This window comes from Reyranella sp. GW821-FHT12G01, from assembly GCF_058806575.1.
The window spans coordinates 205,079-222,531 of the sequence record NZ_JBXAPV010000001.1; the positions used below are offsets into that span (position 1 = coordinate 205,079).

Here is a 17,453-nt window from a genome sequence, read left to right on the forward strand (position 1 = left end):
GAAGAAAATCCTTCTCTCCGTGTCTTGTCGAGTCCCCGAAGGGGTGAGCTGAAGGCCGCTTATCGTCCGGGCGGCGGGAACGCCGGCGGCGCCGGATTGGCCTGCTTGAGACCACCGATCGGCACCGGCGGCGGCAGGTCTTCCTGACGCCAGCCGCCGCCCAGCGCCTTCACCAGGTTGGCGCTGGCGGTGAGCCGGTTGAGGCGGATGGTGAGCAGCGCCTGCTCGGCGGAGAGCGCCGAGGCCTGCGTCTGCACGACGGTCGTGTAGGGCACAGTGCCGACGCGATACTGGTTGAGCGACAGCCGCTCGGCCTCGCGCGCCGCGGCGACGGCGGCGCGTTGCACCTGTTCCTGCGCCACGAGGATGCGTTGCTGCGCCAGCGCGTCCTCGACCTGCTGGAACGCCGTCAGGATGGTCTGGCGATAAGTCGCGACGGTGGCGTCGTAGCTGGCACGCGCGCCCTGCACCTGCGCGGCCATCGCGCCGCCGTCGACCAGGGTGCCGGCGATCTGCGGCCCCACCGACCAGGCGGCGGTGCCCAGTTGCAGCAGGGAGCCCAGGCCCCCGCTCAGGAAGCTGATGGTCGCGCCCAACGAGATCTGCGGATAGAAGGCGCCCTTGGCGACGCCGATCTGCGCATTGGCCGCCGCCATCTGGCGCTCGGCCGCGGAAATATCGGGCCGCCGTTCCAGCAACGTGGAGGGCACGCCGGAATCGACCGTCGGCACGGTGAGCCGCGTCGGCGCGGGCTCGATGCCCACTTCCGACGGCGCCTTGCCGACCAGCAGCGCGATCGCATGCTCGAGCAGCGCGCGGTTGATGGCCTCGTTCACGAGCTGCGCGCGCGTCTGCTCGTACTGCGTCTGGGCCTGCGCGAGATCAACCCGCGAGACGATGCCGGCATCGACCTGGTTCTGCGCGATCTGCATCGAGCGCAGATAGGCCGCGACCGTGGCCTCGTAGAGACGCTTGCGATCGTCGGAGATGCGCAGCGAGACGTAGTTGATGACCAGATCGGTCTGCGCCGACAGGCGGGCGTTGGCGAGATCGGCATCGCTGGCCTGCGCCGTCGCCGAATCGCTCTCGACCTGGCGGCGGAGCGTGCCCCACAGGTCGATTTCCCAGTTGAGGGTGAAGCCGGTCGAATACTGGCCCACCGTCGAATCGAAGCGCGTCGTCGTCGTGCTGCCGGTGCTGGTGCCACGCAGGCCGCCCGTGCCGGTCTGCTGTGCCGAGCCGGTGCCGGAAATGCTGGGATAGAGCGCCGACTGGTCCTGCCGGATGATCGCGCGGGACCGGCGATAGTTGGCCTCGAATATCTTGAGGTTCTGGTTGGAGACGTCGATCTGCGACGCGAGGCTGTCGAGCGTCGGATCGCCGTAGACCCGCCACCAGGTGCCGCGATCCGCGCCGTCGCTGGGCTGCGCCGGACGGAACAGAGAGGACGCGCCGGGCGGCAGCTCGGCTTCCTTGTATTGCGGCGCGACCGGGCTGGCCGGCGGCGCGCGCTCGTAGTCCGGCCCGACGAGGCAACCGGAGACGAGCATCAGCGGGACGAGCGCTGCGATGCGCTTCATGCCGGCGCTCCGGCGCTGTCCGGTCCGGCGCTGCCCATGGCACGGGCGACGCGGCTCGGACGGTCGCGCTCGCGACTGCGGAAACGGTCGAGATACAGGTAGATCACGGGTGTGGTGTACAGGGTCAGGATCTGACTCACGATAAGGCCGCCGATAATCGAGATGCCGAGAGGTCGACGCAACTCCGCGCCGTCGCCATAGCCCAACGCCAGCGGCAGGGCGCCGAGAATGGCCGCCATGGTCGTCATGAGGATGGGCCGGAAGCGCAGCAGCGCCGCCTGATGAATCGCCACCGCGGGTTCGAGCCGCTCGGCGCGTTCGCGCTCCAGCGCCACGTCGATCATCATGATGGCGTTCTTCTTCACGATGCCGATCAGCAGCAGCACGCCGATCATGGCGATGATGCTGAACTCCACGCCGGAGAATTGCAGCGCCAGCAGCGCGCCGATGCCGGCCGACGGCAAGGTCGACAGGATCGTGATGGGATGGATGTAGCTCTCGTAGAGGATGCCCAGCACGATGTAGACGGCCGCCAGCGCCGCCAGCACCAGCAGGAGCTGGTTGCCCAGCGACTGCTGGAAGGCGCGCGCGGTGCCCTGGAAGGAGCCGTGCAGGGTCGTGGGCACGCCGATCTCGCGCATCGTTTCGTTCACGTACTGCACGGCGTCGCTCAGCGTCTTGCCGGGCGCCAGGTTGAACGAGATGGTGCTGGCCACGAACATGCTCTGGTGGTTCACGGCGAGCGGCGTCGTGCCGTAGTTCCAGCGCGTGACCGCCGACAGCGGCACCAGGGTGTCCGGCGTCGTGCTGATCGCAGCACCTGTCGAGGCCGACCCCTTACCGCTGACCGCGATCTGGTTGGTGCGCAGGTTGCGCACGGCCTGGGCGGGATCGATCGTCAGCGAGGCGGCGCCCGTGCTCACCGCGCCCGTCGAGGTGGAAGTGCTGGTCGTCGAGGCGATGCCGCCGGTCGACTGGGTGCCGCTCAGCGCGCCGCCCGAGGTGCTGACATAGATCTCCTTCAGCGACTCAGGGTTCTCCCACCATTGCGGCGCGACCTCCATGACCACGTGATACTGGTTCAGCGCGTTGTAGATGGTCGAGACCTGGCGCTGGCCGAACGCGTCGTAGAGCGTGGCCGAAATGCTGCGCGTGGAGATGCCGAGCCGGCTCGCGGCGTCGCGGTCGATGGTGAGGTCGAGCTGGAGGCCGCGCTGCTGCTGGTCGGAATCGACGTCGGTGATCACCGACGAATCGGCCTGCAGCGCCTGCAGCAGCTTCGGCCCCCAGGTGTAGAGATCGGGCAGCGAATCGGCCTGCAGGGTGAACTGGTATTGCGAATTGCCCTGGCGGCCGCCGACGCGGATGTCCTGCACCGACTGCATGAACAGCATGGCGCCGGCCACCTGGTTGAGCTTGGGCCGCAGCCGCGCGATCACCTGGTCGGCGGTGACGTCGCGTTCGCTCAGCGGCTTCAGGGTGGCGAAGATGAAGCCCGAATTGGTCTGGCCGCCGCCGGTGAAGCCCGCGACGCTCTCGATGGCGGGGTCGGAGCGCACGATCTCGACGAACTGGCGGAACTTCCGGCGCATCGCCTGGAACGAAATGCTCTGGTCGGCGCGGATGCCGCCCATCAGCCGGCCGGTGTCCTGCTGCGGGAAGAAGCCCTTGGGGATCGTGACGTAGAGATGGATGTTGAGGATCACCGTCGCCAGGAAGACGAACATGGTGATCAGCGGATAGCGCAGCACCAGCCCGAGGCTGCGGCCGTAGGCCCATTGCAGGCCGCCCAGGGCGCGCTCGCTGATGCGGGCAAAGATGTTGGGCTTGCGATGCTCGTTCGGCGGCCGCAGCACGTAGGCGCACATCATCGGCGTGGTCGTGAGCGACACGACCATCGAGATCAGGATGGCGACCGAGAGCGTGACCGCGAATTCGCGGAACAGGCGGCCGACGATGCCGCCCATCAGCAGGATCGGGATGAAGACGGCGATCAGCGACACGCTCATCGACACGACGGTGAAGCCGACTTCGCGCGCGCCCTTGAGCGCGGCATCGATGCGCGACATGCCGGCCTCGAGATGGCGGGTCACGTTCTCCAGCACGATGATCGCGTCGTCGACCACGAAACCCGCCGCGATGGTCATCGCCATCAGCGACAGGTTATTCAGGCTGTAACCCAGCAGGTACATGCCGCCGAAGGTGGCGACCAGCGACACCGGCACGGTGACGGCGGCGATGAAACCGGCGCGGAACGAGCGCAGGAAGGCGAAGGTCACCAGCACGACCAGCAGCACGCCGATGGCCAGCGCCGATTCGACTTCCTTCAGGGCGGCACGGATCGTCGTGGTGCGGTCGCTCACCACCTGCAGCTCGACGTCGTTGGGCATCGAGGCCTGCAGCTCGGGCAGCAGCGCCTTGATCTCGTCGACCGTCTCGATGATGTTCGCGTTCGGCTGCTTGTAGATGATCACCAGCACCGAGCGCTTGCCGTTGGCTTGGCCTTCGTTGCGGATGTTCTCGGTCGAATCCAGCACCTCGGCCACGTCCGACAGCCGCACCGGCGCGCCGTTGCGCCAGGCGATGATCAGCGAGCGGTATTCGTCGGCGACGGTCGCCTGGTCGTTGGAATAGAGCTGGTAGCGCTGGTTTCCGACCTCGATCGCGCCCTTGGGCGAGTTGGCGTTGGCGGCCGCGAGGGCGGCGCGCACGCTCTCCATGCCGATGCCGTACTTGTTGAGCGCCGTCGGATTGAGCTCGACGCGGACCGCGGGCAGCGAGCTGCCGCCCAGCTGCACCTGCCCCACGCCGCTCACCTGGCTGAGCTTCTGCTGGAGGATGTTGGAGCCGGCGTCGAACAGGCGGCCCTGGCCGATCGTGTTCGAGGTGAGCGCGATCACCATCACCGGCGCGTCGGCCGGGTTGATCTTGCGGTACTGCGGATTGCTGCGCAGGTCGGCCGGCATGTCGGCGCGAGCGGCGCTGATCGCGGCCTGCACGTCGCGCGCGGCGCCATCGATGTCGCGCGACAGGTCGAACTGCAAGGTGATGCGCGAATTGCCGACGGTGCTGGACGAGGTGATCTCGGTGACACCGGCGATCGCGCCCAGCCGTCGCTCGAGCGGCGTCGTCACGCTGGTCGCCACCGTTTCCGGCGAGGCGCCCGGCAGGGTCGCCGTCACCTGGATCGTCGGGAAGTCGATCTTGGGCAGCGGCGAGACCGGCAGGCCGAAGAACGCGATCAGGCCGGCCAGCGCCAGCCCGATGGTGAGCAGCGTCGTGGCGACGGGGCGCGCGATGAAGGGCGCCGACAGGTTCACGAGGCGCCGCCCTCCTTCACTTCGGTGCCCACCGGATGCAGCGGCGTGTCAATCGGCACGCCGCGAATCCGGCGGCCCAGGCGATCGAAGGCGAGATAGATCACCGGCGTGGTGAACAAGGTCAGCATCTGGCTGACGATCAGGCCGCCGACGATGGTGAGGCCGAGCGGCTGGCGCAGCTCCGAGCCGGTGCCGGAACCCAGCATCAGCGGCAGCGCGCCGACCAGCGCGGCGACCGTGGTCATCAGGATCGGCCGGAAGCGCAGCAGGCAGGCCTGGTGGATGGCCTCTTGCGGCGCCTTGCCTTCGTTGCGTTCGGCGTCGAGCGCGAAGTCGATCATCATGATCGCGTTCTTCTTCACGATGCCGATCAGCAGCACGATGCCGATGATGGCCACGATGCTGAGGTCGGTGCCCGCGAGCATCAGGGCCAGCAGCGCGCCGATGCCGGCCGACGGCAGGGTCGACAGGATCGTGATCGGATGGATGTAGCTCTCGTAGAGCACGCCCAGCACGATGTAGACGGTGACGATGGCGGCCAGGATCAGCAGGAGCTGGCTGTCGAGCGACTTCTGGAAGGCAAGTGCGGCGCCCTGGAAGTGGGTCGTGATCGACTTCGGCATGCCGATCTCGCGCTGCGCCGCGACGATGGCGTCGACCGCCTGGCCGAGCGCATAGCCCTGCGCCAGGTTGAAGGAGATGGTCGTCGCCGGGAACTGGCCGAACCGGTCGAGGCGCAGCGGCGCGGTGCGCTCCTCGAAGCTGGCAATGGCCGACAAGGGCACCTGCTTGCCGCCGGTCGAGCTCGGCAGATAAAGGTCGTTCAGCGAGGAGATCGAGCGCGCCATCTGCGGCTCGACCTCGTAGATCACGCGATACTGGTTGGACTGCGTGTAGACGGTCGAGACGATGCGCTGGCCGAACACATCGTAGAGCACGTTATCTACGGTGGCGGCGGTGATGCCGAAGCGCGCCGCGGCGTCCCGGTCGATCTTGATGAACATCGACAGGCCCTTGTTCTGCAGGTCGCTCGTCGTGTCGACGAGTTCCGGCAGCTTCTCGAGCTTGTCCATCAGGCGCGGCACCCAGGCGTCGAACTCCGACGCGTTGGCCGATTCCAGCACGAACTGGTACTGCGTGCGGCTCACCGTCGAATCGATCGTGAGATCCTGCGACGGCTGCATGTAGAGCGAGATGCCCTGCACGCCCGAGGTCTCGCGCTGCAGCCGGCGGATGATCTGCGCTGCCGACAGCGAACGCTCGCTGCGCGGCTTCAGGTTGATCAGCATGCGGCCCGAGTTCAGCGTCGGGTTGGTGCCGTCGACGCCAACGAAAGAGGTCAGGCTCTCGACGTCGGGATCCTTCAGGATCGCCTCGGCGAGCGCGCGCTGGCGCTGGCTCATGGAGTCGAAGGAAACGCTCTGCGGCCCCTCGGTCACCGCCTGGATCAGGCCGGTGTCCTGAACCGGGAAGAAGCCCTTGGGAATGACGATATAGAGAAACGCCGTCAGCACCACGGTGCCGATCGCGACCAGCAGGGTCAGCGCCTGGTGCCGGAACACCACGATCAGGCAGCGGTCGTAGAACTGGATCATGCGGCCGAACCAGCCGGCCCCCATCGCCTCGGCCTCGGGCGGATGGACCTTCGCGGCCTCGCGCGCGACCATGCCGGGGCTGGCCTCCGGATCGACCGCGGCCGTGGCCGGCGTCTCGCCGGCGGCGTGCGGACGCTGGCGCAGGAACTGCGCGCACAGCATCGGCACCAGGGTGAGCGACACCACGGCCGAGATCAGGATGGTGACCGACAGCGTGACGGCGAATTCGCTGAACAGGCGGCCGACCACGTCGCTCATGAACAGCAGCGGAATCAGCACGGCGATCAGCGAGACGGTGAGCGACACGACCGTGAAGGCGATCTGCTTGGAGCCCTTGAGGGCGGCTTCCTTCGGATCCTCGCCGCGCTCGATGTAGCGCGCGATGTTCTCGATCATCACGATGGCGTCGTCGACCACGAAGCCGGTGGCGATGGTGAGCGCCATGATCGACAGGTTGTTCAGGCTGAAATCGGCCAGATACATGATCGCCAAAGTGCCGATCAGCGACAGCGGCACCGACAGGCTGGGAATGACCGTCGCGCGCGCATCGCCCAGGAAGGCGAAGATCACCGCGACGACCAGAACGACCGCGAAGCTCAGCTCGATCTGCACGTCGTGCACCGACGCGCGGATGGTGATGGTGCGGTCGGTGAGGACCGCCACGTCCAGCGAGTTCGGCAGGGTCTCGCGCAGGGTCGGCAGCAGCGCCTTGATGCGATCCACCACCTCGATGACGTTGGCGCCAGGCTGGCGCTGGACGTTCACGATCACCGCCTGGGTATTGTTCACCCAGGCCGCGATCCGGTTGTTCTCCTGCCCCTCCTCGACCGAGGCCACGTCGCGGACGCGCACCGGGGCGCCGTTGCGATAGGCCACGACGATGTCGCGGAACGTGTCGGGGTCGGTGATCTGGTCGTTGGCGTTGATGGTGAGCGCGCGCGCCGGCCCGTCGAAATTGCCCTTGGGTGTGTTGACGTTGGCGTTGGAGATGGTGGTGCGCAGATCGTCGATGTTGAGGCCGTAAGCCGCCAGCGCCGTCGGATTGGCGCGGATGCGCACGCCGGGCTTCTGGCCACCTTCGAGATTGACCAGGCCGACGCCCGGAAGCTGCGAGATCTTCTGCGCGAGGCGCGTGTCGACCAGATCGTGGACCTTGGTGAGCGGCTCGGTCTTCGAAGTGACGGCCAAGGTCAGCACCGGCGCGTCGGCCGGATTGAACTTGGCGTAAGTGGGTGGCGCCGGCAGATCGCCGGGCAAGAGATTGCCGGCGGCGTTGATGGCGGCCTGGACCTGCTGCTCGGCGATGTCGATGCCGAGCTTGAGGTCGAACTGCAGGGTGATCGACGAGGCGCCGGCCGAGCTGGTCGACGTCATCTGGTTGAGGCCCGGCATCTGGCCGAACTGGCGTTCCAGCGGCGCCGTGACCGACGTCGTCATCACCTCCGGACTGGCGCCCGGATAGAGGGTCAGCACGCGGATGGTCGGATAGTCGACCTGTGGCAGCGCCGACAACGGCAGGAAGCGATACGCGATGATGCCGACCAGCATGATCGCAACCATCAGGAGCGAGGTTGCAACCGGCCGTTCGATGAAGATCCGCGACGGATTCATGTCGCGGTCCGGCTACTGGTTGGTCTGTGCGGGCGGCTGGGCCGCGCCGCCTCCGGGAGGACCGCCGGCCCCGGCCCCGCCATTGGCCTGCTGCCGCCGGCGCTGCCCATCGGGCGATCCATTGTGGGTCTGGCCGTCGGGCGCGGCGTTGCTGCGCTGGCCGCCATTGGGGGTGGCCCCGGGCTGGCCATTGGGCCGCTGGCCGTCAGGACGGGCGCCTTCAGGACGGGGACCATCCGGCGGCGCATTCGCGACCGGCCGGCCTGCGGGTGCTGCCGGCGTGGCGTTCGGCTTGCGGATCTTGGCGCCATCGCGCAGGCGATCGACACCGTCGATCACGACCTGGTCGCCGACCTGCAGGCCCTTGAGGATCGCCACCTTCTCGCCGTCGGTCGCGCCGAGCTCGACGACGCGGATCTCGACCGAATCGTCGGCCTTGGCGAGGTAGACGAAGGTGCCGGGCTGGCCGCGCTGGATGGCGGCGACGGGCACGACGACCGCGTCCTTCACCGTGTCGGCCAGCAGGCGGATGTTCACGAACTGGTTGGGGAAGAGCGATTCGTCTTCGTTGGCGAAGATCGCGCGCAGCTTCACGGTGCCGGTCGTGATGTCGATCACGTTGTCGGTGGTGTCGAGACGGCCGACGCCCAGCTCGACCTTCTGCGAGCGGTCGAGGGCGCGCACTTCCATGTTTTCGCCGGTCTTCAGGCGCTTGCGGACCAGCGGCAGGGAATCTTCGGGGATCGTGAACAGGACCGAGATCGGCTGCACCTGGATGATGACGCAGATGCCGCTCGAATCGCCCATCGTGACGTAGTTGCCCTTGTCGACCATGCGCAGGCCGATCTTGCCGGTCAGCGGCGCGACGATCCGGGTGTAGGTGACGTTGAGCTTGGCCGCATCGACCTGCGCCTGGTCGATCACCAGCGCCGCCTCGTACTGGCGCACCAGCGACACCTGCGTGTCGTATTGCTGCCGGGCGATCGAATCCTGCTGGACGAGCTTGCGATAACGTTCGAGGTCCGCCTGGGCGTTCTTGAGCAGAGCCTCGTCGCGCTGCTGCTGGCCGAGCACCTGCTGCAGGGCAACGTCGTAGGGACGGGAATCGACCAGCGCCAGCAGGTCACCCTGCTTCACCATCTGGCCTTCCTTGAAATAGACGTCGACAAGCTGACCGGTGATCTGGGTCTTCACGTTGACGGTCTGGAGCGGCGTCACCGTGCCCAGCGCCCGCAGCACGATCGGAATGTCGCCCTTGGCGGCCGTGGCGATACCCACGGGGACCGCGGCGCCGCCGGCAAACCGGCCACCGCCCTGGCGGGCGGGGGGTGCAGTACTGGACTGCGAAATGTACCAGCCCGCTCCAGCCACAATGGCCAGCCCGAAACCGATCCCGAGGAGGGTTCGCAGCCGCGTCATATGTCCAATTCACCCCAAAAAGACAGCTCGTAACAACATACGCGCTGAACCCGCGGAGTCTCCCCCACGGAAATGGCAGACGCAAGGCGGCCGCCACCCGAACAGGGGTCACAACGTCCGAGAGGCCAAAAAGACCCCTCGGACGCCAGACAAATTCGCTCAGTCGGCGGCTTTGCCCTCGACATAGAGGCTGCCGCCGCCCGCCCGGAACTTGGCGCTCATCTCGTCCATGCCCTTCTTCGCATAGTCCCTGATGTCCTGGGTGATGCGCATGGAGCAGAACTTCGGACCACACATCGAGCAGAAATGCGCGGTCTTGTGGGCCTCCTTGGGCATCGTCTCGTCGTGGAACTTCTCGGCCGTGGCCGGGTCGAGCGAGAGGTTGAACTGGTCGCGCCAGCGGAAGTCGAAGCGCGCCTTCGAGAGCGCATCGTCGCGCAGGCGGGCGGCCGGATGGCCCTTCGCCAGATCGGCGGCATGGGCCGCGATCTTGTAGGTGATGACGCCAACCTTCACATCATCTCGATCCGGCAGGCCGAGATGCTCCTTGGGCGTGACATAACAAAGCATCGCCGTGCCGAACCAGCCGATCATGGCGGCGCCGATGCCCGAGGTGATGTGGTCGTAGCCCGGCGCGATGTCGGTCACGAGCGGCCCGAGCGTATAGAACGGCGCCTCGCCGCATTCGCGCAGCTGCTTGTCCATGTTGGCCTTGATCTTGTGCATCGGCACATGGCCCGGCCCCTCGATCATGACCTGGCAGCCCTTGTCCCACGCGATCTTGGTCAGTTCACCCAGCGTCTCCAGCTCGGCGAACTGCGCGGCGTCGTTGGCGTCGGCGTTGCAGCCCGGCCGCAGACCGTCGCCTAGCGAGAACGAGACGTCGTACTTGCGCATGATGTCGCAGATGTCGCCGAAATGCTCGTAGAGGAAGCTTTCGCGATGCTCGGTGAGGCACCACTGCGCCATCATCGAGCCGCCGCGGCTCACGATGCCGGTGACCCGGCTGGCCGTGAGCGGCACATGCGCCAGGCGCACGCCGGCATGGATGGTGAAGTAATCGACCCCCTGCTCGGCCTGCTCGATCAAGGTGTCGCGGAAGACCTCCCACGACAGCTTGGTCGGATCGCCGCCGACCTTCTCCAGTGCCTGGTAGATCGGCACCGTGCCGATCGGCACCGGCGAATTGCGCACGATCCATTCGCGGGTGTCGTGGATGTTACGGCCCGTCGACAGATCCATGACGGTGTCGGCGCCCCAGCGGATCGACCACACCATCTTCTCGACCTCTTCCTCCATCGAGGAGGAAACGGCGGAGTTGCCGATGTTGGCGTTGATCTTCACCAGGAAGTTCCGGCCGATGATCATCGGCTCCAGTTCCGTGTGGTTGATGTTCGCCGGGATGATGGCGCGGCCGGAGGCGATCTCCTGGCGCACGAACTCCGGCGTGATGAACGCCGGAAGAGCGGCACCGAAGCTCTCGCCGTCGGCCAGGCGCGCTTCCGCCTCGTCGAGCATCGTCTTGCGGCCGAGGTTCTCGCGCGCCGCGACGTAGATCATCTCCTTGGTGATGACGCCCGCGCGCGCCCATTCGAACTGGGTGATCGGCTTGCCGTCGAGGCCGCGCAGCGGCTTCGGCGTATGAAGAAACGGCCGCAGCACCGATTCCTTCACGTTGCCGTTGTCGATCGGCTGGATGGCGCGGCCGGTATATTCCTCGACGCCGCCGCGCTCAAGCACCCAGGCGCGTCGTGTCTGGGCGAGGCCCTTGCGCACGTCGATCGCGACGTCGGTGTCGGTGTAGGGGCCGGTCGTGTCGTAGACACGCACCGGCGGTTCCAGCGGCGACGACAGTTCGATCTCACGCAGGGGAACGCGCAGGTCGGGCGCCGCCTCGGGCGTCGCGTAGACCTTGCGGGATGAGGGCAGCGGCCCGGTCGTTACGGTCGGGGCTGTAGCGGTGACGATGGTGTCCATGATGGATCTCCCGTGGCTGGTTGGCGTACGGAGATCCGGTGTTTTGTCGTGCAAAGGATGTATCCATTCCCTTCGCCGGCATGACCCGGATCAGGTTCAAAGGGTCACCGCGCCGACGCCAGTCGGGACTGGCGACCATCGGTATCTCAGCCCCTTGCGGGACCCCCCTTGGACGGGACGAACCTAGATCGTCGAAATTTCGATCACAAGCGCGCGTTCGCAAATTGTCGTGCGCTTTGCGCAATTCTTTAACCGGCCCCCTCTAAGCGTCGCTCTCGGGGAGTGGGGAGCATCCGATGTTGCGAGCGCCAGTGCGTATCCTGTTGGCCTTGCTCGCTTTATCGATGCCCGTGACAGTGCGTGCGCAAACGCCGGCTCCCGATGGCCCTCCTGACGGCCTCAAGTCGGAGCTGCAGCGGTTCCTGTACGACGAAGCAACAGCCGTACTGCATTTCCGCAGCTACCTGTTCGACCGGCACAACCAGACGCCGCCCGATCTGGCGGCCGCGGTGGCGGGCGGCTGGATTGGCCTGCAGACCGGCTGGTTCTACGACACGCTGCAGCTCGGCGCGGTGGGCTACACGACCCAGCCGCTGTGGGCCCCGCAGGGCAACGAGACCACCTCGAATGGCACGTCGCTGCTGAAGCCAGGCGGCTACGGCTTCTTCACCCTGGGCCAGGCCTATGCCTCGGCGCGCTGGCAGAAGCAGACCGTCACCGTCTTCCGGCAATATATCGACGAGCTGGAGGTGAACCCGCGCGACGACCGCGAACTGCCGCAGACCTTCGAGGCCTATGCGCTGCGCGGCATCCTCGGTCCGGTGAACTACTTCGCGGGCTATGTCGCGGCGATGAAGCCGCGCGACTATTCCGCCTTCATCAACATGGGCGAAGCGGCCGGCACGCCGAACGACAACAAGGGCATGGGCCTGTTCAGCGTGAAGTACGGCAGCATGGACAAGCTGCAGGCGCGCGCCTCGACCTACTACGTCCCTGACATATTGTGGTCGAGCTACGCCGATGTCGGCGGCACGATCCGCGTGAACGAGGATCTGCGCGTCCAGCTCGCCGCGCAGTTCGCCGTGCAGGGCAGCAACGGGATGAACCTTCTCACCGGCCAGCCCTTCAGCACCTTCTGGGGTGGCTTCCGCGCCGATGCCTTCTGGGGGCCGATGGCCTTCCGCGTGTCCTATACGCAGATCGGCTCGGCCGCGAACTGGCGGGCGCCCTACGGCATCTTCATCGGCTACAACAAGATGCAGTCGCTTGACTTCAACCGCGCCGGCGAGATGGCCGTGACCGCGGGCGCCAGCTACGACTTCAAGGGCGTGGGTCTGCCCGGCTTCATCTTCCTTGCGACGGCGACCTATGGCGGCAACGCGGTCAATCCCGCGACCGGCGCCGGCATCTCGACCAACTGGGAATACGATCTCGAACTCGCGGTCCGCGGCGACGCGATCACGGACGCGCCGGACTGGCTAAAGCCGTTCAACCTGCGCAACCGGGTCGCCTTCGTGGATCAGTTCCAGGGCAACCGCACGCTCAACTCCTCCTTCACGGAGTATCGAGTGCAATTGAACTATGAGCTGACCTGGAAGGGCCCGCGGTTGCGTCAGTAAAGACGCTCGTGCCGCGTTGTTGTCGTCCTGAGCGTAGCGAAGGACCTAGCCTTGCGACCAACAGACTGCGTGGCTGGCGTGAGATCCTTCGCTTCGCTCAGGATGACAGTCAGCGGTCTCAGACGACCTGGCCCGCACGCATCTCGGCGATCTCGGCCGGCGAATAGCCCGCTTCCTTCAGCACCTCGTCGGTGTGCTGACCGAGCGTCGCCGGCGGGCGGTCGATCGAGCCGCCGCCATGTTCCAACCGGAAGCCCGAACCCACGACCTTGATCGGGCCGTGCTCGGTCTCGACGGTCTGCAGCACGGTGCGATGCTTGAACAGGTCGAGCTGCGCGGTCTCGGGAATGCTGTGCACCCGCCCGGCCGGCACGTCCGCCTTGGCGAAGCGTTCGATCCAGGTGCCGGAATCCTCGGTCTTCATCGCCCCTTCGACAATCTCGTGCAGGGCGGTGTTGTTGGCGATGCGCGTCGCCCAGTCGACGAAGCGCGGATCGTCCAGCGCCGCTTCCTGGCCCAGCACCTTCATCAGGCGCTTGAACTGCGGATCGGTCATGACGGCGAGCACGATCCAGCCGTCCTTGGTCCTGAAGAGATTGCCCGTGGGCTTGCGCGTCACCGACAGGTTGGCGGCCTGGCCATGGACGCGGCCGGTCATCATGTGCTCGGTGAACTGCTGCGCGAGATAGCCCATCACCGAGTCGATCATGGCGACGTCGACGAGCTGGCCCTTGCCGGTATGCGTGCGCTGGTACAGCGCCGAGGCGATGCCCAGCGCCGCCGTTGCGCCCGACATCACGTCGGCGCCGGCGAAGCCCACGCGCGTCGGGCCGTTGTTCTCGAAGCCGGTGATCGACATCAGGCCCGACATCGCCTGGATCATGCCGTCGAAGGCCGCGGTCTTGGAGTCGGGTCCGACCTGGCCGAAACCCGATACGGCGCAATAGATCAGCTTGGGATTGATCTTCTTCAGTGCCTCGTAGCCGATGCCGAGCTTGTCCATCACGCCCGGACGGAAGTTCTCGACGACGACGTCGGCCTTCTCGACCAGGCGCTTGATGACCTCGATCGCCTTGGGCTGCTTCAGATCCATCGTGATCGAGCGCTTGTTACCGTTCACCGCGACCCAGGGAGCCGCCAGGCCGCGCTTTTCCCAGTCGTTGGACCGGGTGCCGAAGCGCATGTCGTCGCCTTCGCGCGATTCGATCTTCACCACGTCGGCGCCGAGCAAAGCGAGCTGATAGGAGCTGTAGGGCCCCGCCAGCACGCGCGTGAAATCGACGACCTTTACGCCCGCAAACGGCTTGCTCATGTCACTCCTACGCCACGCCTGCCTGCTTGCGCTGGCTGAGCGCGACCTGCTTCACCTTGTCGAATTCGGCGCGCCGCTTGGCGACCTCTTCGGGCGGCATGCGCTCGAGATTGTTGTAATCGTTCTTCCAGTCCCCATCGTCGGTCCAGCGCAGCGGCGACTGAACCGTCGTGCGCGGGCCGATGGCGCTTTCCAGAACCTTCAAGGCGAGATCCAGCGTGAAGCGCTGGGTGTCGGGCTCATGCGGCTTGCCGCAGGAATTGCCGAGCGGGAAATCGCTGAACAGGAAGCGGGGCACGCCCGTCCATTCGACGATGTCCTTCGCCGCCCCCATCACCACGGTGGGGATGCCGTTCCGTTCGAGATATCGTGCGACCAGACTCACGGTCTGGTGACAGACGGGTCACGTAGGGACAAGGAGCGCGGCGTCGACCTGGTCCTGGCGGCAGCGCGCGAGGATTTCCGGCGCATCGGTCTCCAGCGTGACGCGCTGGCTGCGATTGGTCGGCGCGCCGTGGAAGCGCGGCGCCAGCTTGAAGCGCCCCTCATTGGCGAACTCACGCATCAGCGGCAGCGGGAACCAGGTGTTGCTGTCCTTCGCCGTCGTGTGCTTGCGGTCGTAGCCGATGTGGGAAATGCGGGTGTCGTGGTCCTGGGCGGTGTCGCCCGAATAGACCGAATAGAACTTGGCCGACGCGTTGTAGAGCGCGCCCGGACCCTGGTCGCCCTTGTCGGGCTGGTAGGGCGCCGCGGTCGAGATCAGCGCCAGCGTGCTGTCCTTCAGCGGCTTCTTGAGCGGCGTGAACGGCGCGTCGGTGTAGTGAGCCCAGCGGTAGGGATTGTCGTAGCCCAGCGCGAGGTAATACTCGCGGGTGCGGCGCATGTATTCGAGCGGCGCGTCGAATTCCGGCGCAAAATCTGTCGTGTCGGCCATGGTCGAAAACTGAGCGCTGGAACGTGCGAAGTCAAACAAGCAGACGTCGGTATTCGCATGACGATATGTCATTCGTCGCGCGCGACACCGAGGACCGGCGGCCGTTCCAAAGGTTGGGAAAGCTGACCCCGATGTAACCCCCCGGCCATAGTGCCGCCCAACTCCATCGCGCTATATATGAAACGAGATCAGGCAGGCTGGGGAGCGCATCGCATGGCGATCAAACGGCGCAGCGTATTGGCGGGCGGAGCGGCCCTTTGGGTCGGCGCCCCGGCGATTCTGCGGGCGCAGACCCCGGCAGCCGCCCCCACGACCGGCTCCGCGACCCAGATTCACGTCAGCCACGGCTTCGCCATGCACGGCGAGCCCAAATACAAGGCAGATTCCGGCCCGCCGGACTATGTGAACCCGAGCGCCCCCAAGGGCGGCTCGGTCCGGCTGGGCGCCCGTGGCACCTTCGATTCGCTGCACCCGTTCATCGTCAAAAGCGTCCCGGCGGCCGGCATCAGCCAGCTCTGGGACACGCTGTGCTGGAATTCGCGCGACGAGGCCTCGACCGAGTACGGGCTGATCGCCGAGACGATCGAATGGCCCGAGGACCGGTCGTGGGCCGCCTTCACCTTGCGGCCGCAGGCGCGCTGGCACGACGGCAGTCCGATCACGGTCGAGGACGTGATCTTCTCCCTCGACATCCTGAAGACCAAGGGCCTGCCGAACTACGCCTTCTATTACGCCGACGTGCTGAAGGCGGAGAAGATCGGCGACCGCAAGGTGAAGTTCACTTTCCGCGACGACACCAACAAGGAGCTGCCGCTGATCATCGGCCAGCTCCCGATCCTGCCGTCCAAGTGGTGGGCCAGCCGCGACTTCGAGAAGGTCTCGCTCGAGCCCGCGCTCGGCAGCGGCCCCTACAAGGTCGAGTCCTTCGATGTCGGCCGCTCCATCGCCTACCGCCGGGTCGACGACTGGTGGGCGAAGGACCTCTGGATGAACCGCGGGCGCAACAATTTCGAGGTGCTGCGCTACGAGTATTACCGCGACGTCACCGTCCAGTTCGAGGCCTTCAAGGCCGGCGACCTCGACATGCGGCAGGAGAACATCGCGCGTAACTGGGCGACTGCCTACGACATCCCGGCGGTGCGCGACGGCCGCATCCAGCGCGCCGAGATCAAGCACGAGCTGCCCACCGGCATGCAGTGCTTCGCCTTCAACACACGCCGCGACTACTTCAAGGACAAGCGCGTGCGCGAGGCGATCTCGACGATGTTCGACTTCGCCTGGGCGAACAAGAACCTGTTCTACGGCATGTACAAGCGGAACATCTCGTTCTTCGGCAACTCCGAGCTCGCCTCGTCGGGCCTGCCCACGCCTGCCGAGCTGAAGTACCTCGAACCGCTGCGCGGCAAGATCCCGGAAGAAGTCTTCACCAAGGAGTTCGTCCTTCCCGAGACCGACGGCACCGGCAACGTCCGCGATCTCGCGCGCAAGGCGCTGGCGCTGCTCAAGGAAGCCGGCTGGGAAATCAAGGACGGCAAGATGACCGAGACGAAGACGGGCAAGAAGCTCGCCTTCGAGATGCTTTTAGGCGACGCCAGCTTCGAGCGCGTCGTCCTTCCCTACAAGCAGAACCTCGAGCGCATCGGCATCGACATGACCGTGCGCACGGTCGACACCGCGCAGTTCAAGCGCCGCGAGGACGATTTCGACTACGACATGATGGTCGACAGCTTCGGCCAGTCGCTGTCGCCGGGCAACGAGCAGCGCGACTTCTGGGGCTCGAAGGCAGCCGACAGCAAGGGCAGCCGCAATACGCTCGGCATCAAGGACGCCGCCATCGACTCGCTGGTCGACACGCTGATTGGCGCGCCCGATCGCGAAAGCCTGATCAACGTGACGCGCGCGCTCGACCGCGTGCTGCTGTGGAGCAGCTTCGTGGTGCCCAACTGGCACAGCAACACCGCCTACGTCGCCTACTGGAACCGGTTCGACCGGCCGGCCAAGAGCGCGAAATACGCGCCCGTGGCCTTCGATACCTGGTGGATCGACGAGGCCAAGGACCGCGCCCTGCAGCGTGAAAGGAAGTAGG

The 17,453-nt window shown here is 66.3% G+C and carries 9 protein-coding genes and 1 riboswitch; of the genes, 2 read left to right on the top strand and 7 right to left on the bottom strand.

All coding sequences use genetic code 11. The features are described from left to right. Positions 1-59 precede the first annotated feature (59 nt). The 5 genes from AC1RP5_RS01005 to thiC all read right to left on the bottom strand — a co-directional run bounded on the left by AC1RP5_RS01005 (position 60) and on the right by thiC (position 11,502). Complete coding sequence (locus tag AC1RP5_RS01005; RefSeq protein ID WP_493108698.1) at positions 60-1,580, bottom strand: efflux transporter outer membrane subunit; 1,521 nt, start codon at positions 1,578-1,580, stop codon at positions 60-62. After that, positions 1,577-4,900, bottom strand: coding sequence for an efflux RND transporter permease subunit (locus AC1RP5_RS01010; protein WP_493108699.1), 3,324 nt, complete (start codon positions 4,898-4,900; stop codon positions 1,577-1,579). Before AC1RP5_RS01010 ends, AC1RP5_RS01005 begins: the two co-directional genes overlap by 4 nt. Continuing rightward, on the bottom strand, positions 4,897-8,106 hold the full coding sequence (locus AC1RP5_RS01015; RefSeq protein ID WP_493108700.1) for an efflux RND transporter permease subunit: 3,210 nt from the start codon (positions 8,104-8,106) through the stop codon (positions 4,897-4,899). The genes AC1RP5_RS01010 and AC1RP5_RS01015 overlap by 4 nt, the downstream gene beginning before the upstream one ends. A gap of 12 nt (positions 8,107-8,118) precedes the next feature. Continuing rightward, positions 8,119-9,525, bottom strand: a complete 1,407-nt coding sequence (locus AC1RP5_RS01020) for an MdtA/MuxA family multidrug efflux RND transporter periplasmic adaptor subunit (RefSeq protein WP_493108701.1) — start codon at positions 9,523-9,525, stop codon at positions 8,119-8,121. A gap of 159 nt (positions 9,526-9,684) precedes the next feature. After that, a complete protein-coding gene (gene thiC, locus AC1RP5_RS01025; protein WP_493108702.1) occupies positions 9,685-11,502 on the bottom strand; it encodes a phosphomethylpyrimidine synthase ThiC in 1,818 nt (605 codons plus the stop codon). A 49-nt stretch (positions 11,503-11,551) separates the two neighbouring features. Further along, positions 11,552-11,681: riboswitch (TPP riboswitch) on the bottom strand. Positions 11,682-11,846: 165 nt separating this feature from the next. On the opposite strand from thiC, the gene AC1RP5_RS01030 reads away from it, so the two are divergent. Further along, positions 11,847-13,121, top strand: a complete 1,275-nt coding sequence (locus AC1RP5_RS01030; protein WP_493108703.1) for an OprD family outer membrane porin — start codon at positions 11,847-11,849, stop codon at positions 13,119-13,121. Positions 13,122-13,239: 118 nt separating this feature from the next. On the opposite strand, the gene AC1RP5_RS01035 is transcribed toward AC1RP5_RS01030, so the two are convergent. Next, positions 13,240-14,433, bottom strand: coding sequence for a CaiB/BaiF CoA transferase family protein (locus AC1RP5_RS01035; RefSeq protein WP_493108704.1), 1,194 nt, complete (start codon positions 14,431-14,433; stop codon positions 13,240-13,242). A gap of 7 nt (positions 14,434-14,440) precedes the next feature. Continuing rightward, on the bottom strand, positions 14,441-15,367 hold the full coding sequence (locus AC1RP5_RS01040) for a glycine/sarcosine/betaine reductase selenoprotein B family protein (protein ID WP_493108705.1): 927 nt from the start codon (positions 15,365-15,367) through the stop codon (positions 14,441-14,443). Positions 15,368-15,580: 213 nt separating this feature from the next. On the opposite strand from AC1RP5_RS01040, the gene AC1RP5_RS01045 reads away from it, so the two are divergent. Next, positions 15,581-17,452, top strand: coding sequence for an extracellular solute-binding protein (locus AC1RP5_RS01045; protein ID WP_493108706.1), 1,872 nt, complete (start codon positions 15,581-15,583; stop codon positions 17,450-17,452). Position 17,453 lies beyond the last annotated feature (1 nt).